Below are 25,221 nucleotides of genomic sequence, written 5' to 3' on the forward strand. Positions count from 1 at the left end.
TATGACCGATTCTGAAGAGTATCATCTTCCCAAGCATGTTGCCATCATTATGGATGGCAACAACCGCTTTGCAAAAAAACATCAAATGCAAAAAGGTGATGGGCATCGGGAGGGTAAAAATGTTCTTGATCCTATCGTTGAACATTGCAAAAAAACTGGTATTCGTGCTTTAACTGTTTTTGCATTTTCAAGTGAAAATTGGAATCGACCGCAGTATGAGGTCGATCTGCTTATGAAGCTTCTGGAAGAAAGTATTCATGAGCAAATACCTCGCATGAAGAAATTTAATATTGCTTTGCGTTTTATCGGTGATCGTTCTCGATTATCCTCACACTTAGTTGCCTTAATGGAAGATGCAGAGCAACAGACAGCACACCATGACACTATGACTTTAACTATTGCAATCAGCTATGGTGGGATGTGGGACATTGCAAATGCAGCAAAACAGGTTGCTCAAGCAGTTTCCCGTGGTGAATTTGGTGCTGATCAAATAAATGTTGATTTGTTCGAAAAATATGTCAGTCTAAACGATCTGCCGGCTGTGGACTTATTAATCCGTACAGGCGGAGATTATCGCATATCTAATTTCTTGTTATGGCAAGCAGCTTATGCGGAACTGTATTTTACGGATACTTTATGGCCAGAATTTACAGTAAAAGAGTTCGATCATGCCTTGAATGTTTTTTCTGGGCGTGAACGTCGTTTTGGCAAAACATCTGAACAAATTCAGCAAGAGAAAATAGAGAATTTATAATGTTAGAGCGGATTGTTACCGCATTGGTACTTGTTGCAGTTGTTTTAGGCTGTATGTTTGCTACGCAATCACATTATCCAATGTTGGTTCTTATGATTGTTGCAGCAGGGGTTGCGGGGTATGAATGGTATAAATTAATGCCTCGCGAAACTGCAAATGCTGTTAAACCTAAAGCTTGGTGCTACGGTCTGCTTGTTGCATTTGTTTCAGGTGTTGCCCTATTTTTCCATGATATTGCATTACTTTTGTGGTCTGCTTCAATTTTGACTTGGATTGTAAGTGTATATTGGGTTAAGTCATTTCCTGAATTTGATGGCTGGTATAACGCGACTTTGTATGTGATTGGCATAATTTTAGTCTGTGCTGCGGTAACCTCAATTTTTGTAGTATGGCAGAGCTCACCATGGTGGTTAATGTATCTGTTCTTGCTCGTATGGGGCGCAGATAGTGGTGCTTACTTTGTTGGTCGCAAATTTGGGAAAAGAAAACTAGCTCCGACTGTAAGCCCTAACAAATCAGTGGAAGGTTTGTACGGTGGTATTATTACGACCGTAGTAATAATGTTGGTTGTGCAATATCATTATCTAAATTTAACTTTAATTCAGCAAATTCTGTTTCTTATATTGTCATTAATTACAGTATTTGGTTCAGTTTTGGGTGACTTATTTGAATCAATGATTAAACGTCGTGCCGGTATTAAAGATTCTGGCCGTGTTCTACCTGGTCATGGTGGTGTTTTAGATCGTATTGATTCTTTACTTGCTGCAGCCCCGATCTTTGCAACGGGAATGTATATATTAAAACTTATTGGTGTAGATTTATAGATGACACAATCTGTTTGCATATTAGGTGTAACCGGTTCCATTGGTCAAAGTACCTTAAAAATTTTAAATCAACATCCTGATAAGTATTCAGTGTTTGCAGTTTCAGCTCATAGCCGAATTTTTGAGTTGGTTGAAATTTGTAAACAGTTCCAACCAAAAGTTGTGGTTGTTCCAGAGCAAAAAGTTGTCGAATTAACAGCATTATTTGCGGATAATAAATTACAAAATATTGAAATTCTGGTTGGCCAGCAAGGTCTGGTAAGCATTGCTTCTCATCCAGATGTTGATGTGGTTATGGCTGCAATTGTTGGTGCCGCAGGTTTGTTGCCCACTTTGGCTGCTGTAAAAGCTGGCAAGCGGGTATTATTAGCGAATAAAGAAGCTTTGGTTATGTCTGGTGAAATCATGATGCAAGCAGCACGTGATCATCAGGCGTTGTTATTGCCAGTAGATTCCGAACACAACGCTATTTTTCAGTCATTACCTCATAATTATTTAGAAGCCGAAAGAAATGGGCAGCCACAGCAGGGTGTATCTAGAATATTATTAACAGCCTCTGGCGGCCCTTTTTTAAACCATTCTTTAGAGCAATTAAAAGAAGTTACTCCTCAGCAAGCTTGTAAGCATCCTAATTGGTCTATGGGGCAGAAAATCTCAGTTGACTCGGCTACTCTTATGAATAAAGGGTTAGAGTTGATTGAGGCGTGCCATCTGTTTTCAATATCCGAACATTTTGTTACAGTTGTTGTTCACCCACAAAGTATTATTCATTCTATGGTGCAATATGTTGATGGTTCAACATTAGCACAAATGGGTAATCCAGATATGTGTACGCCAATTGCGCATGCTCTAGCATGGCCTGAGCGTTTACAGACTAATGTTCCTGCTTTAAATTTATTTGAGTATTCTCAGCTTAATTTTCAAGCGCCAGATATTCAAAAATTCCCAGCACTTGATTTGGCACGTCAAGCAATGCGTGAGGGAGGTTTGGCACCTACTATTTTGAATGCCGCAAATGAAGTTGCTGTTGCTGCATTTTTAAAGGAACAAATTGGATTTACAAATATTCCACAAGTGGTAGAACATACTTTGCAAAAATTGGAAAATTCAGTTGCTGAAAATATTGAGTGCATTTTAGATAAAGATGAAATAGCACGACACGTAGCACAGCAATATATATCAAGTATAGGAGGCTGAAATGAGCGCATTATTTATGATTGCAGCAGCAGCTCTTTTACTTGGTCCTTTAATTGCAATTCATGAGTTCGGCCATTACTGGGTGGCACGAAAACTAGGTGTTAAGGTTTTAGTATATTCGATTGGTTTTGGACCTACCTTACTCAAATGGACATCAAAAAAATCTGGAATCAAATACCAGCTTTCAGCTTTACCATTAGGCGGCTATGTCAAAATGCTCGATGAGCGTGAAGGTAATGTTGCAGAGCAGGATTTACCTTATGCATTTAACCGCCAAAAACCATGGAAACGTATAGCAATTGTTGCAGCTGGTCCCTTAATTAACTTGATTTTTGCTGTCTTACTTTTCTGGATCTTATTTTTACCAGCACAAGAACAACTAAACACTAGAGTTGGTAAAGTCATACCAAACTCACCAGCAGCTACTGCACAAATGCAAGTAGGTGACAAGATTATTGCGGTTGATGGAAAAGAAACGCAAACTTGGGAAAAACTTAACTTTGCTTTGATTGATCGTGTAGGTGAAACGGGTAGTGTAAATGTTGATGTAGACCGTGCCGGTACTGAGAAAAATATTGTTTTACCGATTAAAGACTTCTTGAAAGATCAGAATGAATCAGCTTTAGATGTGTTAGGTTTTTTACCATATCGTCCGGTTATTCCAGCTGTTGTCACTGAATTGACTCAAGATGGAGCTGCAATTCGTCAAGGAATGAAAGTAGGTGACCGTATTGCTTCAATTAATGGTCAAGCAATGAAAGACTGGTTTGATGTTGTAGAGGTAGTACAACATTCTCCAGAAAAATTACTTAATATTGATGTTTTGCGTAATGGTCAATTAGTTCATTTGCAAGTCATGCCTCAAGAAAAACGGGATAACATGGGGCAAGTGAGCGGTGTTTTGGGCGTGAAAAGTGATGCAGGAAAAATTACAATTCCTGACGAATATAAGCAAACAATTCAATATACTCCAATACAAGCTTTCGAGATGTCACTAGATAAAACTGGTCAGATCTCTAGCATGATATTGAGTTCAATAGTAAAAATGGTTAAGGGTTTAATTGGATTAGAGAATCTTTCTGGGCCAATTACAATCGCGAAAGTAGCGGGACAAAGTGCAGAAATGGGATGGCAGACTTTTATCTCATTTATGGCTTTAATGAGTGTAAGTCTTGGAATTTTAAATTTATTACCAATTCCAATGCTAGATGGTGGACATCTGGTTTATTACGTTATTGAAGCTATTCGAGGGAAGCCTGTTTCTGAACAAATACAAATGTTTGGTCTAAAAATTGGTATGGTACTGCTCGGTAGTATGATGCTTTTGGCTTTATTTAATGATTTTATGCGTTTGTAAACGTATATGGACTTATAACTTACTGGAAAAAACTGGCATGCGGCACACACATTTTTTAATGCCTTTGGCACTTGTTAGCGCTATGGCGGCGGTACAACAAGCATATGCAGCTGATGATTTCGTTGTTCGAGATATTCGCGTAGATGGGTTGGTCCGTCTTACACCTGCAAATGTTTATACTATGTTGCCAATCAACAGTGGCGATCGCGTTAATGAACCGATGATCGCAGAAGCAATTCGAACATTGTATGCCACTGGACTTTTTGACGATATTAAAGCATCAAGAGATAACGATACTTTAGTTTTTAATGTCGTAGAGCGCCCAATTATTTCAAAGCTTGAATTTAAGGGTAATAAACTTATTCCTAAAGAGGCATTGGAACAAGGCCTCAAAAAAATGGGAATTGCTGAAGGCGAAGTTTTCAAGAAATCGGCTTTACAAACAATTGAAACTGAACTAGAGCAGCAATATACCCAGCAAGGTCGTTACGATGCTGATGTAACCGTTGATACGATCGCTCGTCCAAATAATCGTGTTGAACTTAAATTAAATTTTAATGAAGGTACAGCCGCTAAAGTTTTTAATATCAATATTATTGGTAATACTGTTTTTAAAGACAGCGAAATTAAACAAGCCTTTGCAGTTAAAGAAAGTGGTTGGGCTTCTGTTGTAACGCGTAATGACCGTTATGCGAGAGAGAAAATGGCAGCGAGCCTTGAAGCTTTGCGCGCTATGTATCTCAATAAAGGTTATATCAATTTTCATATCAATAATTCGCAACTGAATATTAGTGAAGATAAAAAGAACATCTTTATTGAAGTTGCTGTAGAGGAAGGCAGTCAATTTAAATTTGGTCAAACCAAGTTTTTAGGTGATGCACTTTATAAACCTGAAGAGTTACAAGCTTTAAAAATCTATAAAGATGGCGATACTTATTCACAAGAAAAAGTGAATGCTGTTAAGCAATTATTATTGCGTAAATACGGTAATGCTGGTTATTACTTTGCAGATGTGAATATTGTTCCGCAAATTAATAATGACACAGGTGTTGTTGACTTAAATTACTATGTAAATCCAGGTCAGCAAGTTACTGTACGTCGTATTAACTTTACAGGTAATAGTAAAACTGCCGATGAAGTATTACGTCGTGAAATGCGTCAAATGGAAGGCGCTTTAGCGAGTAATGAAAAAATTGATTTGTCCAAGGTTCGTTTAGAACGTACAGGATTTTTTAAAACTGTTGATATTAAACCAGCGCGTATTCCAAACTCACCAGATCAGGTAGATTTAAACGTAAATGTTGAAGAACAGCACTCGGGAACTACAACATTAGCTGTAGGTTACTCACAAAGTGGTGGTATCACATTCCAGGCAGGTTTAAGTCAAACTAACTTTATGGGAACAGGTAATCGTGTTTCGATCGATTTATCTCGTTCTGAAACTCAAGATTACTATAACTTAAGTGTTACCGATCCTTACTTCACGATTGATGGGGTAAGCCGCGGTTATAACGTTTACTATCGTAAAACGAAATTAAATGACGACTATAACGTTAACAACTATGTTACCGATAGTTTCGGTGGTAGCTTAAGTTTTGGTTATCCAATTGATGAAAACCAAAGTTTAAGTGCTTCGGTTGGTATTGATAATACTAAAGTAACGACTGGCCCTTATGTCTCTACCTATGTTCGTGATTATTTATTGGCAAATGGAGGTAAGGCAACTGGTCAAGATACTTACTGCCCACCAGATCAGTTGGAAACAACTACAGATCCAGTTACAGGAGCGGTTACATATACAGGTAAATGCCTTGTTACACCAACTCCATATAATAATGCATTTGAGGGTGAGTTCTTTACATATAACTTAAATTTAGGCTGGTCATACAATACATTAAACCGTCCTATTTTTCCTACTTCAGGTATGTCACATCGTGTAGGTCTTGAAATTGGTTTGCCAGGTAGTGATGTTGACTATCAAAAAGCAACTTATGATGCTCAGGCATTTTGGCCAATTAGTAACACTGGTTTTGTGTTGCGAGGATACGGTAAGCTTGGCTATGGTAATGATTTGCCATTCTATAAAAACTTCTATGCGGGCGGTTATGGCTCGGTTCGCGGTTATGATAGCAGTACCTTGGGTCCGAAATATTCAAGTGTAAATTTACAAGAAACCAAGCAAAATGACGGTTCTCCAGAAGAAGTTGGGGGTAATGCTTTAGTACAATTTGGTACTGAGTTAGCTTTACCGTTACCTTTCAAAGGAGATTGGGCTCGCCAAGTACGCCCAGTTCTTTTTGCTGAAGGTGGTCAGGTATTTGATACCAAGTGTGACGTTGGTTCATATTCTATGATTATGAATGGTCAGCAAATTGCAGATGCTAAAAAATACTGTGAAGATAACTATGGCTTCGACTTAGGTAATATGCGTTATAGCGTAGGTGTTGGCTTCACATGGATCACTATGATAGGACCATTATCTCTTAGCTATGCATTCCCTCTAAATGATAAGCCTGGTGATGAAACTAAAGAGATCCAGTTTGAAATCGGTCGTACTTTCTAAGTACGACTTGACTAAACATGAAATAAGGACACAAACTTAAATGAAAAAATTAAATATATTAATGTTAGGACTAGGTCTAACAGTTTCTGCTATGACTAACGCTGCTGGTTATGGTGTTATTGATCTTGCTAAAGTTGTCGAAAGCAGTGCTTATTTGAAACAACAAAACGCAAGTTTGAATCAATCAGTTAAGCCAACCACAACTCGTCTTGAGCAGTTAGGTAAAGAATTAGAAGGTCTTCAACGTCAAGCCCAAACTCAAGGGCAAAAAATGAAAGAAGATGATATTAAAAAGCTCCAAGCGCAATATCAGACAAAACTCAATGAATTTAATTCTACTCAACAAGGTTTGCAGTCAAAAGTTCAAACTAGTTTGCAAGGAATGAATTCAACTTTTGAGAATCGTGTGAAGCAAGCAGCTGAACAATTACGAAAAGAAAATAATCTTGACTTCATTTTGAATAAAAATTCAACCGTTGCCTATGACGCTAAATATGATTTAACTGATAAAATGATACAAAAGGTTAATTCAATGAAATAAATTAATGAAAGTGCAACATTATCGTTTAGATGAACTAGCTCACCTCGTAAATGGTGAGCTAGTAGGTACAGGTAGTCTTCAGTTTATAAACTTAGCAAGTTTAGAAAATGCTGAATTTCATCAGATTGCTTTCGTGAATGGCGAAAAGTATATCGATCAAGCAAAGGCTAGCCGTGCGGGTGCGTACATTGTTACAAGCCTTATTAAAGAACAGCTTACTGACAAACAAAATTTTATTATTGTTGATAATCCTTACTTAGCTTTTGCCATACTTACTCATGTTTTTGATAAAAAAATCACATCGGTAGGTATAGAAAGTACGGCTCAAATTCATCCTTCTGCGATCATTTCCGAAACAGCATATATTGGTCATTACGTCGTCATTGGCGAAAATTGTGTGGTCGGTGATAACACGATTATTCAGTCTCATACTCGACTGGATGATAATGTGGAAATTGGAAAAGATTGTTTTATTGATGCTCATGTCACCATTACTGGTGGATCTAAGTTATCTGATCGTGTGCGAGTTCATGCAAGTACTGTAATTGGTAGTGAAGGTTTTGGCTTTGCGCCATATCAAGGAAAGTGGCATCGCATTGCTCAATTGGGTTCGGTTATTATTGGTAATGATGTTCGCATCGGTTCAAATTGTAGTATTGATCGAGGTGCACTCGACAACACAATTTTGGAAGATGGGGTAATTATTGATAACCTTGTGCAAATCGCGCATAACGTTCATATTGGTTCAAATACAGCTATCGCTGCTAAATGCGGAATTGCTGGTAGTGTTAAAATTGGCAAAAACTGTATTCTGGCAGGGGCTTGCGGTGTATCAGGGCACCTTTCTATTACCGATAATGTGACTTTGACAGGAATGTCAATGGTCACAAAAAATATTTCTGAAGCTGGAACTTACTCTTCAGGAATTGGATTGTTTGAAAATAGTCATTGGAAAAAGACAATTGTACGCTTGCGACAATTAGCAGATGTGCCATTGACCCAAATCACTAAACGACTTGATCATATACAAGCTCAAATAGAGTCTCTTGAATCAACCTTTAATTTGCGTAAATAGAATATTATGACCGAGTCAACTACACCTAAATTTGCCATCCCTGAATTACCAATGCAGATTCAAACGATTCGTCAATATTTGCCGCATCGTTACCCATTCTTATTGGTTGATCGTGTGACTGAAGTTACTGACAATAGTATTGTTGGTTATAAAAATGTTTCTATCAATGAAGAGTTCCTACAGGGACATTTCCCAGAATATCCAATTATGCCTGGTGTTCTAATTGTAGAAGCATTAGCTCAAGTTTCAGGTGTTCTAGGGTTTATCATGAACAATGAAACGCCAAAACCTGGTTCTTTATTCCTCTTTGCTGGTGCGGAAAGGGTTAGATTTAAAAAACAAGTAGTTGCCGGTGACCAACTTGTATTAAAATCTGAATTAGTAATGCAAAAACGTGGTATATACAAATATAACTGTACGGCTACCGTTGACGGTATTGTAGCAACAACCGCTGAAATTATGATTTCACACCAAAAAACAGAGCAGGCATGAGCAATCACGACTTAATTCATTCTACGGCCATTATTGATCCATCTGCAGTGATTGCTCCAGATGTCCAGATAGGACCTTATTGCGTTATCGGTCCAAATGTGACGATTGGTGCGGGTACTAAGCTACATTCACATGTAGTAGTGGGTGGTTTTACCAAAATTGGTCAAAATAATGAGATTTTCCAGTTCGCAAGTGTTGGTGAAGTTTGCCAGGACTTGAAATATCAAGGTGAAGAAACTTGGTTAGAGATTGGTGATCATAATTTAATTCGTGAGCATTGCAGTTTACATAGAGGAACTGTGCAAGATAATGCTTTAACTAAAATAGGAAGTCATAACCTATTGATGGTTAACACACATATTGCACATGATTGTATTGTTGGTGATCATAATATTTTCGCGAATAATGTTGGTGTTGCCGGGCACGTACATATAGGTGATCACATCATTATTGGTGGTAATTCTGGCATTCATCAATTCTGTAAAATCGATTCTTACAGTATGGTGGGTGGAGCATCACTAATTTTAAAGGATGTACCAGCTTACGTTATGGCTTCTGGTAACCCGGCCCATGCATTTGGTATTAATATCGAAGGAATGCGTAGAAAGGGTTGGTCTAAAAATACAATTCAAGGTCTCAGAGAGGCTTATAAGTTAATTTTTAAATCAGGGCTTACCTCTGTTCAAGCTGTTGAGCAGATTAAAAATGATATTCTTCCGAATGTTCCTGAAGCTCAATTATTAATAGACTCTGTTGAACAGTCAGAACGTGGTATTGTGCGCTAAGACAATATATTAAAAAAAGACACTGCATATTGCAGTGTCTTTTTTTTTCTTAAAATTATTATTTATTAAAAAATTTGGCCTCTTCGGATTTTGGATACTGACTTAAAATCTTAGTTTTATATTGGTTTGCTGAAGCTGTATTCTTATCGACATCTTTAGCAATGCTATAGAGTTGATAAAGAGCACGAGGAGCTTTACTAGAATTTGGATATCGAGTTGCTACTACATTGTAGTTCTTTTTTGCCTCATTGTAGTTTACTGGATCAGTTGCTAAATTAAATTCAGCTAACCAAAAGTAAGCATTTCCCGTATAAACACTATTTGGGTGATTTTTAATAAAGTTTTGCATTGGAGCGATGGCTTTTTTTGCACCACCTTGCTTATAGGCATCTAAAGCTACAGTGTAAGCAGCTTTTTCAAGCTCTACTGGGTTTGATTGATTTTGTGCTTCTGGTTGTGGTGGAGGAGTGGTAGAAGGGCTGCTTGTTGGAGTAGCATTTACTACTTTATTATCTGCTGTGGAGGTTTCTGTGCTTGCCGTAGCTGGAGTATCACTATTTGCAGGATTATCTGATGGTGCACTTTCCGGATCAACTTTCTGATTAAGTAGTTCTAAACGTTGATCTAGGTCAGTATAACGATTGGATAAATCTTTTTTTAATTGTTCAATATCGTTTGATTGCTCTTCTAATTGTCCACGTAAGGCACGTACATCATTCTCTAATTGTTGGTTTTTTTGCATTAACTCCCAGTTTAAATTACTAGGTACCGAAACATTATTAGAAGACGTGTTACTTGGATTGCCACCGCTTTGGCTTAAACCGCGAGACTCAATTGGAATGTTGGCATAGAGAGAGGTAGTGCTCATTAAGGCAATAAATAATAAAGAATGCTTCATCAATCGCATGAGTATAGGTCCATAATTTTATGTAAAAGCCAACTTGAGAAAGGAATATATAAACTATTCACTTAACTATCTAAGGTTTTAATTGGTTAATGCAATTAAAACAGCTAACAATATAAATGCAAGAATAGTTTACAATCTTCAAGCATATTTTATCCAAAATAAGATACAAAAAAGAATAAGGGAGAGGGAAGTATAAAAAGTTATGTATTTTTGCTGATGAATTAATCAATCGAAACATAAACTTGCTTAAAACTGGGAAGAAGGCTTGCAACTCTTTTAAAAATCTCTATACTTTGTCTGGCAATGGTAGCCCTGCTGGTGGCTTCGCAATTGTACTCTGTGAACCCCGCCAGGACCGGAAGGTAGCAACGGTAGCAGATCTATGATGTGCCGAAGTTTTGCTAGTGGGGCTGCCACCATTTCTATTAGTCCACTCTCCGTTGGACTGCTTTAATAATTACATCTAAATCAAATCCTCTATATTGTAAAAATCTAATTTGTTTTGCTTTAAGCTTTGGATCTTTTTCTACTTCTTCACCAAATTTTTTCACTTTGAGCTCATATGCTTGCTCTACCCAATCAATATCATGAATTTCATCTGCAATTAAATCATTTTCAAGCTGTTTGGTTTTTAAAGCTTGTTGAATGCGTTTTGGTCCTCTACCTTTACGAATTTGGCTAGCAAGCATTTGTTCAGCAACACGTTGATCACTTTGATAATTTTGTTCAGACAGCTCTTCAACGAGTTGCTTAACCTCTTCTGGGTTCTGAGCATAACGAGTCAATTTTTCAGTAAGTTCTGCTTTTGAATAGTCTCGGCGAGTTAGTAAAGCAAATGCATAAGAGCGTAAACGCTGGCCAGTAAGCGGAGTTCGTTGTTGAGACTGTTCTTCAGTTCTTTTGAACATATTAGGATTCCCTTGTAAAAAAACGCCCCGAAGGGCGTTTTATGAAGAATGAGCAATTAAGATTCTAATAAAAGATCAGCTTCTTCCTCATCTTCAACTTGAGCAGTATTAGTACCTGTTGTTAACAGTTGTTCACGGATATTACGTTCAATCTCTCCAGCCATTTGAGGGTTCTCTTCAAAGTGGCGAATAACATTGTTCTTACCTTGACCAATTTTATTACCCTGATATGAATACCAAGCACCTGCTTTTTGTACGATATCTTGCTGTACAGCTAAATCTACAAGTTCGCCTAGCTGGTTTGTGCCTTTACCATAGAGAATTTGGAAAAGAGCCTCTCTGAAAGGAGGAGCCATTTTGTTTTTAACAACTTTAACTCGAGTTTCAGAGCCGACGATTTCATCGCCTTCTTTTACTTGACCAATACGGCGGATATCTAAACGTACAGAAGCGTAGAACTTCAACGCATTACCACCAGTCGTGGTTTCAGGGCTACCAAACATTACCCCAATCTTCATACGAATCTGGTTAATGAAAATAACCATACAGTTTGAGCGTTTAGCATTACCAGTAATTTTACGAAGTGCCTGACTCATTAAGCGAGCTTGTAAGCCCATATGAGAGTCACCCATCTCACCTTCAATTTCTGCTTTAGGGGTAAGAGCAGCGACTGAGTCGACAACAATCATATCAATTGCGCCAGAACGAACTAGCATATCCGCAATTTCGAGAGCTTGTTCACCGTTATCAGGCTGTGATACAAGCAGGTTATCAATGTCTACACCGAGTTTACGCGCATATTGTGGATCTAATGCATGCTCTGCATCGATAAATGCACAAGTACCGCCAGCTTTTTGACATTGTGCAATCGCTTGTAGAGTCATTGTGGTTTTACCAGAAGATTCTGGACCATAAATCTCGACAATACGGCCTTTTGGTAAACCGCCAATCCCCAATGCAATATCTAAAGTCAAAGAGCCTGTAGATACAGCTTCAACAGCTTGAACAGTGTTGTCACCGAGACGCATCACCGTATTTTTGCCAAATTGTTTCTCAATTTGACTTAGCGCGGCTTGTAATGCTTTGCTTTTATTCTCATCCATCTCAAAAACCTCAATACTCTATGTTCATCACGTTTAACCCAAGTGGATGCATTGAATCTCAACTTGTTTCACTAGGTTAATAGTGACAGATTTTTTCTATAGCTTCTATGTGTTGTATGTGTGTGTGCGACACAACTCGACGTTTTTATTCATCATCGTATGACCAATTTTGATCATTCTCCTGTTTAAACCGAATAATTTGTCGACGATCCTTTTTACCCGGTCTATGGTCAGGTCGAGCTAGATTATGCAATTTTCGTTGGGATGCAATCAACTCCCGTCTAGCAATACTCACTTCGGTTTCTTCATAAAGTTGCTGTGCAACTGGCGCTGGGCCACGTGTATTGGAAAGCGCTTTTATCACAATAGTTTTTTTATCAAACCCTTGCTGAATAATAAGCTCTATTCCCACTCGAATTTCTTTGGAAACTTTTACACGTTCATTGTTGTGATGTACTTTACCTCCTTCGATTGCTGCTTTAGCAATTGAACGAGTTTTAAAAAAACGAGCAACCCATAGCCATTTGTCAACACGCATGGTCTCTACAGCATCGTCTTCACGCAATTTTGACATCGTTATCCTTTCTATCAATTTGATTCAATATAGACAGCAACTCTGTAAGTCGATCTAGTGCTTTATATTCTAGTTCCTGATGCTGTCTTATACCCTTTAGACTTGAGGGCTGTGAGATAGTAAACAAGTGTTTAATACCAAATTTTTCTGCTGTTTTTAATACCGGGGTCGTATCGTCAATAAAAATTGTTTCATCTGAATTGAAGGGGTGTAGTCGCTGGAGTTCTTTCCAAAAATTAATATTTTCTTTGGCATAACCAACTTGTTCGCTTGATATGATTACGTCAAAAAAATGTTCGATTGCAATATTATCGAGTTTTAAGCGTAAGCTAGCGCGGTCAGCATTAGTCACTAGCCAACAGGTGTATTCCAGTTCTTTAAGTTGTTGTAGAAGCTCAAAACAGTCCGAGCGAGCTTGGATTTTAGATTGAAATTCTTGTTGTAATTTGAGTACATCAACGCCTACTGTTTTAGTCCAATAGGTTGATGAATACCAAACAAGAGTGTGCCGATGTGATTGATAAAACTGATATAGCTTTTTTTTACTCTCGGCGAGGGGAATTTGATGTATTTGCGCATGTCTCATCGGGAGACATTCATTCCAAATGAAGTCATCAAAAGCTAAGTCTAATAGCGTACCATCCATGTCAAACATTATGATTTTAGACATATTTTTAAATATCTCCAAAATCATTCAAAGCAAACTTTCTAAGACACATCTACCATATATCCTTTTAAAATCATAAATTAATTCAAAGCTCCATCCATTAATTTTTCTAAAAATTGTATAGATTAATGGTATGGATAGGGAAGATAAATGGTTTGAAATTATAACGCGGAAGTTTGCAAAACAAAAAATAATAATGAAACAGTTTAGTAGAAAATTCTTCCTTTATTTAAAGTAAAACAATAGTCAGCATCTTCTAAATTAGAAATCCAAATGATTATCTAATCGTTTTCTCTGATTATAGTTACATACGATACTTTTTGATAAACAATATATAAATTGAAGAGTACTCAATTAGCGCTATATTGAAAATTATCCTAATAAGAATTTAGAGAAAGCAATGAAAATTGGATTTATTGGTGGAACCAATGACGGTATCGTAATCAATGCTGCCGATGGCCTCGATACTTATAAGCTTGAATGGCACTACAAAGCAGAAAAACACTGTGAATCGCAACCTACACTAGGGCTTAGTGGACCCGAGTATGATTATTACAACTTATTAATTCTAAGAAAAAATAAAGAGGCCAAACTCTTTTACGTACTGACTACAATGGAAAAAGAAGAAATAGCAAATAAAATCCATGAATATTGGGAACAGTCTACTTCTGTTGGGTATGATTTCGATGAGTAAGCATTTTTAAATTTTTAGTTGTCTAAAGGCGTAAGTTTTAACTTTAATCATAAATTGAATGAATAGTTAGTGATTTCATATAGCACATGCGCTCTTAATTCATGATGGAGGGGTACTTTGGGATGATCAAAGTTTTTAACTTTTTGCATTCCTATCCGCTCCATTACAGCTTGAGAAGGTGTATTAATAATGGCTGTGAACGAAACGATCTTATCTAAATTAAGTATATTAAAACCATAGTCTAAAACGGCTTTTGCTCCTTCGGTAGCATAACCTTGTTTCCAGAATTCTTTTGCAAGTCTCCAACCAATTTCGACACATGGAGAAAAATCAAATTGCTCAGGTTGGTTGTGTAAACCAATAAACCCGATAAATTGATGGCTTTCTTTTAATTCTACTGCCCAAAAGCCCCAACCATTTTCATCAATGAGACGTGAAATTTTTTGGATTAAGTTAAGACTTTCTTGAGGTGTTAGAAGGCTTGGGAAAAATTGCATGACGTCTTGATCTAGGCCCATTTTGATAAAAGGTTCAAAGTCACTTTCTTTCCATTGTCTTAGGATTAGACGTTCAGTTTCAATCATAGAATAACTCTTTAATAAACGATAACTTTTTCATAAGAAGGTTAAAGCGGTTTCTGCACAATCTTCTGTAAAATGATTTTGGAATTAATACTGACGACACCTTTAATTTTGTTTAAGGTATTAATGACAAAATGGGAAAACGAATTTAAATCTTTAGTCGCAACGTGCAAAACATAATTAGATTCGCCTGTAATAATATAAGCATTAATGACTTCATCAAAATTTTTGATCTGACTTAAAAAAAAGTTGTGATCGTTTTCGGTTAATTGTGCAAGTTTAATTTCGACAATTGCCTCAATTTTTATGCCTAATTTTTCATAATTAACTTTTGCCTGATATTTTTCAATTACTCCATTTGCCTCTAAAATTTTAACGCGTCGATGACAAGCCGATGCTGAAAGATTAACGAGATCGGCGAGTTCCTGGTTACTTAACCGCGCGTTATCTTGCAAATGCTTTAAGATTTTTAGATCGATTGCATCTACATTCATTTTAGAATTTCATCCGTATTTTTTAATTATATTTAGAATTTTATACGAAAATTAAAGATTTTAATCAAATATTATCGAATAAATCATAAGAATTGCCATGATAAAATTCAAAAACAAAGGAAATGTTGAAATAGGTGAAATAACAATGATTACTCATGAACAGTGTCTCTATTGGGATCAGGAAGATGAACTCAAAAAATTTAAAGAGGAATTTGCGCTTCCAAAAGAAGTGATTTATTTAGATGGTAATTCTTTAGGTGCGAGACCGAAGAAATCATTAGATGTCGCTCAGCATATTATTTCCCAAGAATGGGGAGAGGACTTAATTAATAGCTGGAACAAAGCAGATTGGTGGGGTTTACCTACTCGACTTGGCGATAAAGTAGCTAAACTTGTTGGTGCAGAGCAGGGTGAAGTTGTTATTTCTGACTCTACTACTCTGAACTTATTTAAAGTTCTATCAGCTGCGGTAAAAATTCAAGCCGAAAAATTTCCAGAACGTAAAATTATTGTGGCGGAAAAAGATGCTTTCCCAACAGACATTTATATTATTGAGGGTTTCATTGATTTAATTCACCAAGGTTATCAAGTTGAATTGATTGATGGCGTAGATGATTTATCACGGGTATTAGAAAAGCACGTAGCAGTAGTTGTACTTTCTCATGTGAATTATCGGACCGGATATTTCTATGATATGGCATCTATTAATCAACAAATTCACTCTAAAGATGCTTTGATTATTTGGGATTTATGCCACTCAGTTGGTGCAGTTCCTATGGATCTAAACCAGAGTAATAGTGATTTTGCGATTGGATGTACTTATAAATATTTAAATGGTGGCCCAGGTTCTCCTGCTTTGTTATGGGTAAATCAAAAGCATCGTGACCAGTTTTGGCAACCTTTATCGGGTTGGTGGAGTCACAAGAAGCCATTCGATATGGCACAGCATTATGAGCCAGCCAATAGTATCCGTCGTTACCTATGTGGAACTCAGCCCATCATTTCTATGAGTTTGATTGAATGTGGTGTCGATATTTTTTTGCAAGTGGATATGCAAAAAATACGCGAGAAATCTCTTAAATTGACCGATTTATTTATTCAACTCGTCCATCAGGAATGTGGTCAGTTTGGTTTTGAACTCATTACACCTTCAAATCATCAATATCGTGGTAGCCATGTGAGTTATCGCCATGAATATGGCTATGAAATTATTCAGGCACTCATTGCCCGAGGTGTGATCGGTGATTATCGAGAGCCAGAAGTATTACGTTTTGGAATTACTCCCCTATATCTAGGTTTTGAAGATGTTTGGAATGCTGTACAGCATCTTAAGCAGATTATGCTGAATAACGAATGGAAAAATGATCGTTATCTGGTTAGAGGCGAAGTGACCTGATATTCAGGAATCAAAATCAGCAAAAGGCTAGGAGGGCCTATGAGTAGCTTTGATGAAATACAAAATAGAGAAGCGGGCTTACATAAGAAATTATCCGCAAAGCAAATGGGAATGATTGCAATTGGTGGAGCGATTGGTACAGGGCTGTTTATGGGAAGCAAGTTTGCCATCAGCTTTGCTGGCCCAGCCGTCATTGTGAGTTATGCCATTGGTGGTTTAATTGCATTTGCTATCATGGCTTGTTTAGCTGAAATGACAGTTCAGCATCCTACTTCAGGTTCCTTCGGTGCCTATGCAGAACATTATATTAGTCCACTTGCCGGGTTTTTAGTCCGTTATTGCTATTGGGCATGCATTGTATTAGCCGTGGGTACAGAAATCACAGCAGTTGCTGACTATATGAAATTATGGTTCCCACATGTCGGTTCTTGGATCTGGATTGCTTTTTTTTCAATGACCTTGCTGGTAGTAAATGCATATAGTGTTAAGGCTTTTGGATTGGTTGAATATTGGTTTTCGACCATTAAAGTTTTTGCCATTATTGTATTTATTCTTTTGTCTATTGGTATCTTGACTCAAAGTCATGAAGGAACGGGGCAAGTCATTTCCAATTTAACAGAACATGGTGGCTTTTTTCCCCACGGCTTTAGTGGGGTCTGGATTGGAGTCATTATTTCAATATTTAGCTATTTAAGTATCGAAATGATTGCTGTTGCGGCAGGTGAAGCTAAAGATCCAGAACAAGCCGTTAAAACAGCCTTTAAGAGTACGGCTATTCGGTTAATCCTGTTTTACTTATTATCTTTATTTTTAATTGTGGCGCTTGTTCCATGGACAGATTTAATTGGTTCTGAGGCGACTAGTCCTTTTGTAATGGTAATGAAGATTGTAGGCATTCCATATGCAGACAGTATTTTAAACTTCATTGTAATTGTCGCAGCTCTATCGGCGATGAACAGTATGCTCTATATCTCAACACGTATGTTGTTTAGCTTGTCACGAGCTGGTGATGCACCAAAACTCTTTGGGCGTATTAGTAGTAATGGGGTGCCAGTTAACGCACTACTCTTGTCTGCAGTTGGTATTGGTATTGCGAGCATTGTTTATACGATTAATCCTGTTTCGGCTTTCCCGATCATGATTGCGCTATCCATGTTTGGAGCATTATTTACGTGGGGCAGCATCTTTGTTACCCACATGTTTTTTAGAAGAAATATGGCGCAACAAGGCTTGCAGTTAAAGTTTAAAGTTCCTGCTAGTCGGTTAATTTCTCTGTTGGGATTAATTGCAATTTTAAGTATCACGGTTACGACTTGGTTTACTAACGAATTTAAGTCAACTTTACAATTTGGTGTTCCTCTAATTATCGTTCTTACCTTTTTCTACTATTTAAAACGCTCATCAGCCAAGCTCTCTTTAAGTACTCATGAAGAATCATTAAAGTGAGAAAAGCATGAGACAATATGATAATGCGACGACAGTGCCTAATGAGGATGAGATACTGACTGACTTTCGGATAAGAAGCTTGGTGAGCTATCAAAAATATAGACATATCCGAGATATTCAATATGGTGTTCACCCCAGATCAACGTTGGATTTATTTCCTGTAGAACAGGCGAATAAAACCATTATTTTTATCCATGGCGGATATTGGCAGTGGTGTGATAAATCAGATTTTGCATTTGTCGTACCACATGTTTTAGCGCAAGGTGTCCAATGTATTTTGTTGGAATATGATTTAGCACCACAGAGTAAAATTGCAGCTATTGTGACTCAAGTTCATCAAGCTCTCGATTTCATTGCAGAGCAAGAGTGGATAACTGATGAAGTTGTGTTGGTTGGTCACTCAGCTGGAGCACATCTCGGCGCATTAGTTGTAGGCCATCCGCTCATATCTGAGATGGTCTTATTAAGTGGAGTTTATGATTTAGAGCCAATACAAAAGACTCATTTAAATCATGCACTGAATTTGACAAAAGAAGATATTTTGAAATATAGCCTAATTCATCATAAAGAGCGGATTGATATCCCGTGCACAATTTTATGTGGAGAACTTGAACTCGAAGAATTGAAATGGCAAAGCCAAAACTATTTTGAAAGTAAAAAAGATCAAGAACAGGGGTTAGTATCTTTTACACTTATTCCTCACATTAATCACTATACGATTTTAGAGTATTATTTTAGGCATATATTAAGTTAAGTATTTGAAAAATAATATATGCCATATTGTTTTATAAAATTCTTAACCTAAGACGATCATAAGATAAATGTGAGATAAATCACAACTTACCCTGATTTTTACAGAAAGTGCGAGTTGTTCTTGACCTGAATATAGAACTTAATTAGATTAAAAAGATAGTGCTTTCTCACTAAGCGACAAAATGTTTAGCTGTTGTTTAGGGGAGTTTTTAAGTCCGTAGCTTCCCAAGATACGGACTTTTTTATTTTTTAATTAAAAGTAAAATATAATAGTTATTTATTATGATTTTAGAACTTATTTAGAATCTATGAGTTTTAAATATATGCTTATAAAATCATTTCATAATAAAATTTATGTAAAAAATAATTTAAAAAAATCTTCATCAATCTGTAATATCTCTTGGTTAAAGTAAAAGCAGAAAAACAAAAAAGAGAAAACTATAACGGATAATTAAATTATAGGTAGTGTTCTTACGTGGATAGATTTAGTCGGCTCATATGGGTTGGCTTTTTTATTTAAAAAGGAGCCTTTATGAAAGTACAATATTTTGAAGGTGGAATGTATGTACATATGTGTCCGGCTTGTGGGCATTTCCACTATATTCCGGTAGAGCACCCCTTTTCTAATGGGAATCAGTGGTTCTTTAACGGTAGCCTTGAAAAACCAACATTTAATCCGAGCATAAGTATCATTGGGCGTTGTCATTATTTTATAGAAGAAGGTTTTATTGAATATTCTCTTAATTGTAAACATCATTTAGCGGGACAAAAATTGGAATTGCCTGAACTAAAAATCACGAATAATTTATAATTGTATAATATATTTATTTTATTATTTTTATTTTTTTAAGTAATATTTTTTTACGTATTTGATACTGAACATTTATAGTTAAAAAAATTGTAAATCTCTTCTGATTGCTGACTTATTTAAAGTCTGAAATAATTTTTATAAATAATTGTTTTGTTATGTTTTTATGGATATCTGGAAATTTTTGCGAAGTTTTAATACAGTTGGTACCTATCTTGCACTTTCTACTTTTATATTATTGGTAATGATTATATATTTTTATATTATAGATCCTTCTTGAAAATTTATAGGCAAGAATAATAATTAATCTTTAAACCCAAACCTATAATTCTCTAATTTTTAGAATTGGTTCACATTTTTGATCTAAAAAAGATACTAGCGTTGTACAAAACAAAGTTTTATGAAAATATGATTTAGTTTTGATGTGGGGGAGGCCAATCAAAATTTCTTTCCAAAAATGTTTTAATTCTTAAATATAACGACAGTACAAATCATAACAACGATGTATGAATAAAAGATATGGAGATTTTTCATGAAGTTTTGCCAAGTATCGGCTGCTTTCTTAACATTGGCCGCCGTCAATCTAGTCCATGCAGCCCCAAACACAACAAGTTCTTTACTAGATTCTTCTCAAGCAAAGGGAATTATTAAAAACCAATATATTGTTATTCTTAATAAAGATGCTGGACCATCTATAGATTTTGCCCAGAATATTGCTAAGCAACATGGAGGTAAGATTCTACAGTCATATGACACTATACTTCAGGGTTTCGCAATTTATTTACCCGATACAGCGGCTACTGCTTTTGTCGAAGCAATGAAAAAAAATCCGCAAATACTTTCTATAGAAAACGATACAGTCATGAAAATTGATGCCACTACGCAGAGTAATCCGGATTGGGGGCTAGATCGCATTGACCAAAAAGCTTTACCTTTAAATTCTGCTTATTCATATTTACAGACGGGTTCTGGCACGACAGCTTATATTGTTGACACAGGTATATTATCTAGCCATCAACAATTTTCTGGGCGGGTATTAAGTGGGTATACTGCAATATCGGATGGGAATGGTACAACTGACTGTAATGGGCATGGTACACATGTCGCAGGAACGGTTGGCGGAAGTACTTATGGTGTGGCTAAGAATGTAAATTTGGTTCCAATTCGGATTTTAGGATGTGATGGCTCTGGTGCATCTAGTAATGTGATTGCTGGTTTAGATTGGATATTAAAAAATGGTAAAAAACCAGCAGTTGTGAATATGTCATTAGGTGGGGATGCGAGTACCTCTTTAGATAGTGCAGTTGAAAATTTATTTAATAATGGCTATGTCATGGTGGTGGCTGCTGGAAACTCAAATACTGATGCTTGCAGTGCCTCACCAGCAAGAGTAAGTAAAGCACTTACAGTTGCTGCTACAGATAGTACTGATACGCGTGCAAGTTATTCTAATTATGGAAGCTGTGTTGATATCTTTGCACCAGGAAGCCAAATTAATTCTTCTTGGATAGGCAGTAATACGGCTACTAAAGTTCTAAATGGAACATCGATGGCTACGCCACATGTTGCAGGTGTCGTTGCTGAAATGCTGCAAAGTACCCCCACTGCGACACCACAAACTATCTCTACTAATCTTTTAAATCAAGCAAGTAGCAATGTGGTAAAAAATCCATCTGGTAGCCCAAATCGTTTGTTGTATAAATCTCCTTAATAAAAAATGTAATCTGTAGATCGTAAAAAGGTCCCGAAGGACCTTTTTTAAATTTTAGCGTGAGTACCATATTTATCAATCATGATTGAACTGGCTTCATTTAAACCCCGTACAGTAACTTTTATGCTATTTTTTTGAAATTTATTGATAGCGGAATCAAGCATTGCTACTGAAGTTACATCCCAAATATGTGAGTGTGTAAGATCTATAATGACTTCTTTTATATCTTCCTTAAAGTTAAATCCTTGCATGAACTTTTCAGAAGAACTAAAAAATATTTGTCCTCTTAAATCATACACACGCATTTCACCTTCAAAGGATGTATTTACATGAATATCATTTTCAAGTTTATTGGCTAAGAACAACGCGGAAAGTAAAACACCGGTTAATACGCCTAGTGCTAGGTTATGGGTAGCTACAACAACAATGACAGTTGCAATCATAACAACATTGCTACTTTTAGGATTCGATTTAAAGTGAATAAGCGATTTCCACTCAAAAGTACTGATTGACACCATAATCATGACAGCAACAAGAGCGGCCATTGGAATCACTTTTAGCCAATCACTTAAAAATACAACTAAAATGAGTAAAAATATTCCTGCACAAAAAGTAGATAAACGTGTGCGACCACCAGATTTTACATTAATCATGGATTGACCAATCATGGCACAACCAGCCATTCCTCCCATAAAGCCTGAGGCAATATTGGCAATCCCTTGACCTTTACACTCTTGAAACTTATCGCTTGGGGTGTCCGTCATTTCATCAACAATTGTTGCTGTCATCATTGACTCAAGTAAACCAACAGCAGCAAGGGCTAATGAATAGGGAAGAAGAATAAGCAGTGTTTCTAAATTAAAAGGAATATCTGGAATCAAAAATATAGGTAAGGTATCTGGTAATGATCCCATATCACCCACTGTTCGAACATTAATACCTAAAAAAATGGCGAGTAGTGTAATGACGACAATACAAATAAGAGGGGAAGGAAAAAACTTTCCAATTTTGGGTATATAGGGGAATAGATAGATAATTCCTAAGCCTATCACTACTAATAAGTAGACATGCCACGTCACGTTTACCAATTCTGGTAGTTGAGCCATAAAAATGAGTATGGCTAGAGCATTAACAAACCCAATAACGACTGATTTGGAAACAAAACGCATGAGTTTGGCGAGTTTGAAATATCCAGCTAAGATCTGTATGGCACCAGTTAAAATAGTTGCTGCAAATAGGTATTGAAGCCCATGGTCCTTTACAAGTGTAGTCATGACTAGAGCCATGGCACCCGTAGCTGCCGAAATCATAGCGGGGCGACCGCCTACAAATGAAATAATGACTGCAATACAAAAAGACGCATATAACCCAACTTTCGGGTCTACACCTGCAATAATTGAAAATGCAATTGCTTCAGGAATTAAAGCAAGACCAACAACAAGACCAGAAAGAATATCTGCACGGACATTAGAGAACCATTGTTCTCGGACATTCGTTAACATGAGGGGGATAGCCTATAGTTCTAAATTTTGAAAAGGCTAGTGATGTGATATATCAACACAAACGACTACACCACATCACTAAACAGTGATGAGTTATTTACAATGGGTAAGGGTAAATAAACTTAAGGTGGCGTAAGTGTCATGGTAATAGAGAATTTGAGGCTTTAAAAGTGGCCGAAGAATAGCATAAGTTTTTAAGGTTGACTAACTTGAGCTTAGGAAATTTGCATAGCAAAAACCTTATAATTGAATGCTTTTCATCATTGGGTTTATGAAATTGTTTTAAGAAAGGATACTGATCTGCATTCATGGTTAATAGCGATATTGTGCTAACTTTAGAAGAGCATTTCAAAAAACATTAAGATATGAAATTAATTTAACATGTATAAAAATAGATCAAACTTAGCTTTAAGTTACTCATCTTAAAAAGACTTTGTGAGAGTGTTCATCCATTTTTAATAGCTACTTTTATGCAACAGAGCCTTTCAGAAATTTAGATTTTAATAGATTCGTTATTCATCATAATACAAATCATATAGAGAACTCCTACAAACCCTTTATTAACGGTTTAAAAATTCTCGGAAAATTTTGACAATTTATAAGGTGGACACATGAATAAACATTTATTGGCTAAAATTACTTTATTAGGCGCTGCTCAGCTATTTACGCTCAATTCGGCATTTGCTGATGTCCCTCTTACTTCATCTCAATTTGCTAAAGCGAAAACAGAAAGCTTTGACAAGAAAGTTCTTCTATCTAATTTAAATAAGCCACATGCTTTGTTGTGGGGACCTGATAATCAAATTTGGTTAACGGAGCGGGCAACAGGTAAGATTCTAAGAGTTAATCCTGAATCAGGCAGTGTAAAAACAGTTTTTCAGGTTCCTGAGATTGTAAATGATGCTGATGGACAAAATGGTTTATTGGGTTTTGCCTTTCATCCTGACTTTAAAAATAATCCTTATATCTATGTTTCAGGTACATTTAAAAATCCGAAATCTACAGATAAAGAATTACCAAATCAAACTATTATCCGTCGATATACCTATAACAAAGCAACAGATACTCTTGAGAAATCAGTAGATTTATTAGCAGGTTTACCTTCATCGAAAGACCATCAGTCGGGTCGTCTTGTCATTGGTCCAGACCAAAAGATTTACTATACGATTGGTGATCAGGGACGTAACCAGCTTGCTTATTTATTCTTACCAAATCAGGCACAACATACGCCGACTCAACAGGAATTGAGCGGCAAAGACTATCATACCTATATGGGTAAAGTATTACGCTTAAATCTGGATGGAAGTATTCCAAAAGATAATCCAAGCTTTAACGGTGTAATTAGTCATATTTATACGCTCGGTCATCGTAATCCACAGGGCTTAGCATTCACTCCAAATGGTAAACTGTTGCAATCTGAACAAGGTCCAAACTCTGACGATGAAATTAATCTCATTGTTAAAGGTGGTAACTATGGCTGGCCAAATGTAGCGGGTTATAAAGATGATAGTGGTTATGCGTATGCAAATTATTCGGCAGCAACCAATAAGTCACAAATTAAAGATTTAGGGCAAAATGGAGTAAAAGTAGCGGCAGGTGTACCTGTGATGAAAGAGTCTGAATGGACTGGTAAAAACTTTGTACCGCCGTTAAAAACTTTATATACCGTCCAAGATACCTATAACTATAATGACCCAACCTGTGGGGATATGACCTACATTTGCTGGCCAACAGTTGCGCCATCATCTGCTTATGTCTATAAGGGAGGCAAAAAAGCAATTTCTGGTTGGGAAAATACATTATTGGTTCCATCTTTAAAGCGCGGTGTTATTTTCCGTATTAAGTTAGATCCAACTTACAGTGCTACTTATGATGATGCTGTGCCGATGTTTAAGAGCAATAACCGTTATCGTGACGTGATTGCAAGTCCAGATGGGAATGTTCTATATGTATTGACTGATACTTCTGGAAATGTCCAAAAAGATGATGGCTCTGTAACGAATACATTAGAAAACCCAGGATCTTTGATTAGATTTACATATAAAGCTCAGTAAAACAGGCTATTAAAAAACCGATCTACATAAGATCG

Annotated in this window: 25 protein-coding genes, 1 other RNA gene and 1 pseudogene; 18 read left to right on the plus strand and 9 right to left on the minus strand. The window is 36.6% G+C overall.

Annotated elements, in window-relative coordinates:
* The first annotated feature begins 1 nt into the window (after position 1).
* The 9 genes from uppS to lpxA are packed head-to-tail and all read left to right on the plus strand — an operon-like array spanning position 2 to position 9,588.
* Complete coding sequence (gene uppS / locus AC07M3_RS16250) at positions 2-754, plus strand: polyprenyl diphosphate synthase (protein WP_494567783.1); 753 nt, start codon at positions 2-4, stop codon at positions 752-754.
* Complete coding sequence (locus tag AC07M3_RS16255) at positions 754-1,578, plus strand: phosphatidate cytidylyltransferase (protein ID WP_003652182.1); 825 nt, start codon at positions 754-756, stop codon at positions 1,576-1,578. Before uppS ends, AC07M3_RS16255 begins: the two co-directional genes overlap by 1 nt.
* Positions 1,579-2,775 carry a 1-deoxy-D-xylulose-5-phosphate reductoisomerase gene (ispC, locus tag AC07M3_RS16260; RefSeq protein ID WP_494567782.1) on the plus strand — a complete coding sequence of 399 codons (1,197 nt, stop codon included), beginning with the start codon at positions 1,579-1,581 and terminating at the stop codon, positions 2,773-2,775.
* 1 nt (position 2,776) lies between these two features.
* Positions 2,777-4,132 carry an RIP metalloprotease RseP gene (gene rseP / locus AC07M3_RS16265; protein ID WP_307009258.1) on the plus strand — a complete coding sequence of 452 codons (1,356 nt, stop codon included), beginning with the start codon at positions 2,777-2,779 and terminating at the stop codon, positions 4,130-4,132.
* A gap of 37 nt (positions 4,133-4,169) precedes the next feature.
* Positions 4,170-6,695, plus strand: coding sequence for an outer membrane protein assembly factor BamA (bamA, locus tag AC07M3_RS16270; protein ID WP_373456834.1), 2,526 nt, complete (start codon positions 4,170-4,172; stop codon positions 6,693-6,695).
* A gap of 40 nt (positions 6,696-6,735) precedes the next feature.
* Positions 6,736-7,236 carry an OmpH/Skp family outer membrane protein gene (locus tag AC07M3_RS16275; RefSeq protein ID WP_080027278.1) on the plus strand — a complete coding sequence of 167 codons (501 nt, stop codon included), beginning with the start codon at positions 6,736-6,738 and terminating at the stop codon, positions 7,234-7,236.
* A gap of 4 nt (positions 7,237-7,240) precedes the next feature.
* Entirely contained in the window at positions 7,241-8,311 is a 1,071-nt protein-coding gene (gene lpxD, locus AC07M3_RS16280) for a UDP-3-O-(3-hydroxymyristoyl)glucosamine N-acyltransferase (protein ID WP_307009261.1), read from the plus strand.
* Between the two features lie 6 nt (positions 8,312-8,317).
* Positions 8,318-8,803: a 3-hydroxyacyl-ACP dehydratase FabZ gene (fabZ, locus tag AC07M3_RS16285; protein WP_003652176.1), complete on the plus strand. Its 486-nt coding sequence runs from the start codon at positions 8,318-8,320 to the stop codon at positions 8,801-8,803.
* On the plus strand, positions 8,800-9,588 hold the full coding sequence (gene lpxA, locus AC07M3_RS16290) for an acyl-ACP--UDP-N-acetylglucosamine O-acyltransferase (RefSeq protein ID WP_003652175.1): 789 nt from the start codon (positions 8,800-8,802) through the stop codon (positions 9,586-9,588). Before fabZ ends, lpxA begins: the two co-directional genes overlap by 4 nt.
* A gap of 58 nt (positions 9,589-9,646) precedes the next feature.
* Here the strand turns inward: lpxA and AC07M3_RS16295 are convergent, their stop codons facing one another.
* Entirely contained in the window at positions 9,647-10,495 is an 849-nt protein-coding gene (locus tag AC07M3_RS16295) for a YbgF trimerization domain-containing protein (RefSeq protein ID WP_494567781.1), read from the minus strand.
* A gap of 313 nt (positions 10,496-10,808) precedes the next feature.
* On the opposite strand from AC07M3_RS16295, the gene ffs reads away from it, so the two are divergent.
* Positions 10,809-10,905, plus strand: an RNA gene (gene ffs / locus AC07M3_RS16300) — signal recognition particle sRNA small type.
* A gap of 15 nt (positions 10,906-10,920) precedes the next feature.
* Here ffs and AC07M3_RS16305 read toward each other — a convergent pair.
* The 4 genes from AC07M3_RS16305 to AC07M3_RS16320 all read right to left on the minus strand — a co-directional run bounded on the left by AC07M3_RS16305 (position 10,921) and on the right by AC07M3_RS16320 (position 13,750).
* On the minus strand, positions 10,921-11,403 hold the full coding sequence (locus tag AC07M3_RS16305) for a regulatory protein RecX (RefSeq protein WP_133746769.1): 483 nt from the start codon (positions 11,401-11,403) through the stop codon (positions 10,921-10,923).
* A gap of 56 nt (positions 11,404-11,459) precedes the next feature.
* On the minus strand, positions 11,460-12,506 hold the full coding sequence (gene recA, locus AC07M3_RS16310) for a recombinase RecA (protein WP_005040004.1): 1,047 nt from the start codon (positions 12,504-12,506) through the stop codon (positions 11,460-11,462).
* 145 nt (positions 12,507-12,651) lie between these two features.
* Positions 12,652-13,080, minus strand: coding sequence for an RNA-binding S4 domain-containing protein (locus tag AC07M3_RS16315; RefSeq protein ID WP_494567780.1), 429 nt, complete (start codon positions 13,078-13,080; stop codon positions 12,652-12,654).
* Positions 13,064-13,750, minus strand: coding sequence for an HAD-IA family hydrolase (locus tag AC07M3_RS16320; protein ID WP_209733807.1), 687 nt, complete (start codon positions 13,748-13,750; stop codon positions 13,064-13,066). Before AC07M3_RS16320 ends, AC07M3_RS16315 begins: the two co-directional genes overlap by 17 nt.
* A 397-nt stretch (positions 13,751-14,147) precedes the next feature.
* Here AC07M3_RS16320 and AC07M3_RS16325 point away from each other — a divergent pair, with 397 nt between their 5' ends.
* On the plus strand, positions 14,148-14,441 hold the full coding sequence (locus AC07M3_RS16325; protein ID WP_045431062.1) for a hypothetical protein: 294 nt from the start codon (positions 14,148-14,150) through the stop codon (positions 14,439-14,441).
* A gap of 47 nt (positions 14,442-14,488) precedes the next feature.
* On the opposite strand, the gene AC07M3_RS16330 is transcribed toward AC07M3_RS16325, so the two are convergent.
* Positions 14,489-15,025 (minus strand): GNAT family N-acetyltransferase, encoded by a 537-nt coding sequence (locus AC07M3_RS16330; RefSeq protein ID WP_494567779.1) that lies wholly within the window; start codon positions 15,023-15,025, stop codon positions 14,489-14,491.
* Between the two features lie 41 nt (positions 15,026-15,066).
* Positions 15,067-15,516 carry an Lrp/AsnC family transcriptional regulator GigD gene (gene gigD, locus AC07M3_RS16335; RefSeq protein WP_017392227.1) on the minus strand — a complete coding sequence of 150 codons (450 nt, stop codon included), beginning with the start codon at positions 15,514-15,516 and terminating at the stop codon, positions 15,067-15,069.
* 145 nt (positions 15,517-15,661) lie between these two features.
* Between gigD and kynU the strand changes: the two genes are divergently transcribed.
* The 6 genes from kynU to AC07M3_RS16365 all read left to right on the plus strand — a co-directional run bounded on the left by kynU (position 15,662) and on the right by AC07M3_RS16365 (position 21,630).
* A complete protein-coding gene (gene kynU / locus AC07M3_RS16340; RefSeq protein WP_494567778.1) occupies positions 15,662-16,912 on the plus strand; it encodes a kynureninase in 1,251 nt (416 codons plus the stop codon).
* 39 nt (positions 16,913-16,951) lie between these two features.
* Positions 16,952-18,358 (plus strand): amino acid permease, encoded by a 1,407-nt coding sequence (locus tag AC07M3_RS16345; RefSeq protein ID WP_494567777.1) that lies wholly within the window; start codon positions 16,952-16,954, stop codon positions 18,356-18,358.
* Between the two features lie 7 nt (positions 18,359-18,365).
* Positions 18,366-19,112, plus strand: a complete 747-nt coding sequence (locus AC07M3_RS16350; protein WP_494567776.1) for an alpha/beta hydrolase — start codon at positions 18,366-18,368, stop codon at positions 19,110-19,112.
* Between the two features lie 531 nt (positions 19,113-19,643).
* Positions 19,644-19,922 carry a ubiquitination-like system serine protease family protein gene (locus tag AC07M3_RS16355; RefSeq protein WP_416658054.1) on the plus strand — a complete coding sequence of 93 codons (279 nt, stop codon included), beginning with the start codon at positions 19,644-19,646 and terminating at the stop codon, positions 19,920-19,922.
* Between the two features lie 163 nt (positions 19,923-20,085).
* The gene (locus tag AC07M3_RS16360; protein WP_227560373.1) at positions 20,086-20,199 is read left to right on the plus strand and encodes a hypothetical protein; all 114 of its coding nucleotides are present in this window, start codon (positions 20,086-20,088) and stop codon (positions 20,197-20,199) included.
* Positions 20,200-20,451: 252 nt separating this feature from the next.
* Positions 20,452-21,630, plus strand: a complete 1,179-nt coding sequence (locus tag AC07M3_RS16365; RefSeq protein WP_494567775.1) for a S8 family peptidase — start codon at positions 20,452-20,454, stop codon at positions 21,628-21,630.
* Between the two features lie 47 nt (positions 21,631-21,677).
* Here the strand turns inward: AC07M3_RS16365 and AC07M3_RS16370 are convergent, their stop codons facing one another.
* On the minus strand, positions 21,678-23,132 hold the full coding sequence (locus AC07M3_RS16370; RefSeq protein WP_494567774.1) for a SulP family inorganic anion transporter: 1,455 nt from the start codon (positions 23,130-23,132) through the stop codon (positions 21,678-21,680).
* Positions 23,133-23,373: 241 nt separating this feature from the next.
* Positions 23,374-23,469: pseudogene (locus tag AC07M3_RS16375) on the minus strand (SOS response-associated peptidase); the annotation flags it as partial.
* Between the two features lie 274 nt (positions 23,470-23,743).
* Here AC07M3_RS16375 and AC07M3_RS16380 point away from each other — a divergent pair.
* Entirely contained in the window at positions 23,744-25,186 is a 1,443-nt protein-coding gene (locus AC07M3_RS16380; RefSeq protein ID WP_494567773.1) for a glucose/sorbosone family PQQ-dependent dehydrogenase, read from the plus strand.
* The last annotated feature ends 35 nt before the right edge of the window (positions 25,187-25,221 follow it).

The sequence above is a fragment of the Acinetobacter sp. GW821-FHT09D10 genome (assembly GCF_059416285.1).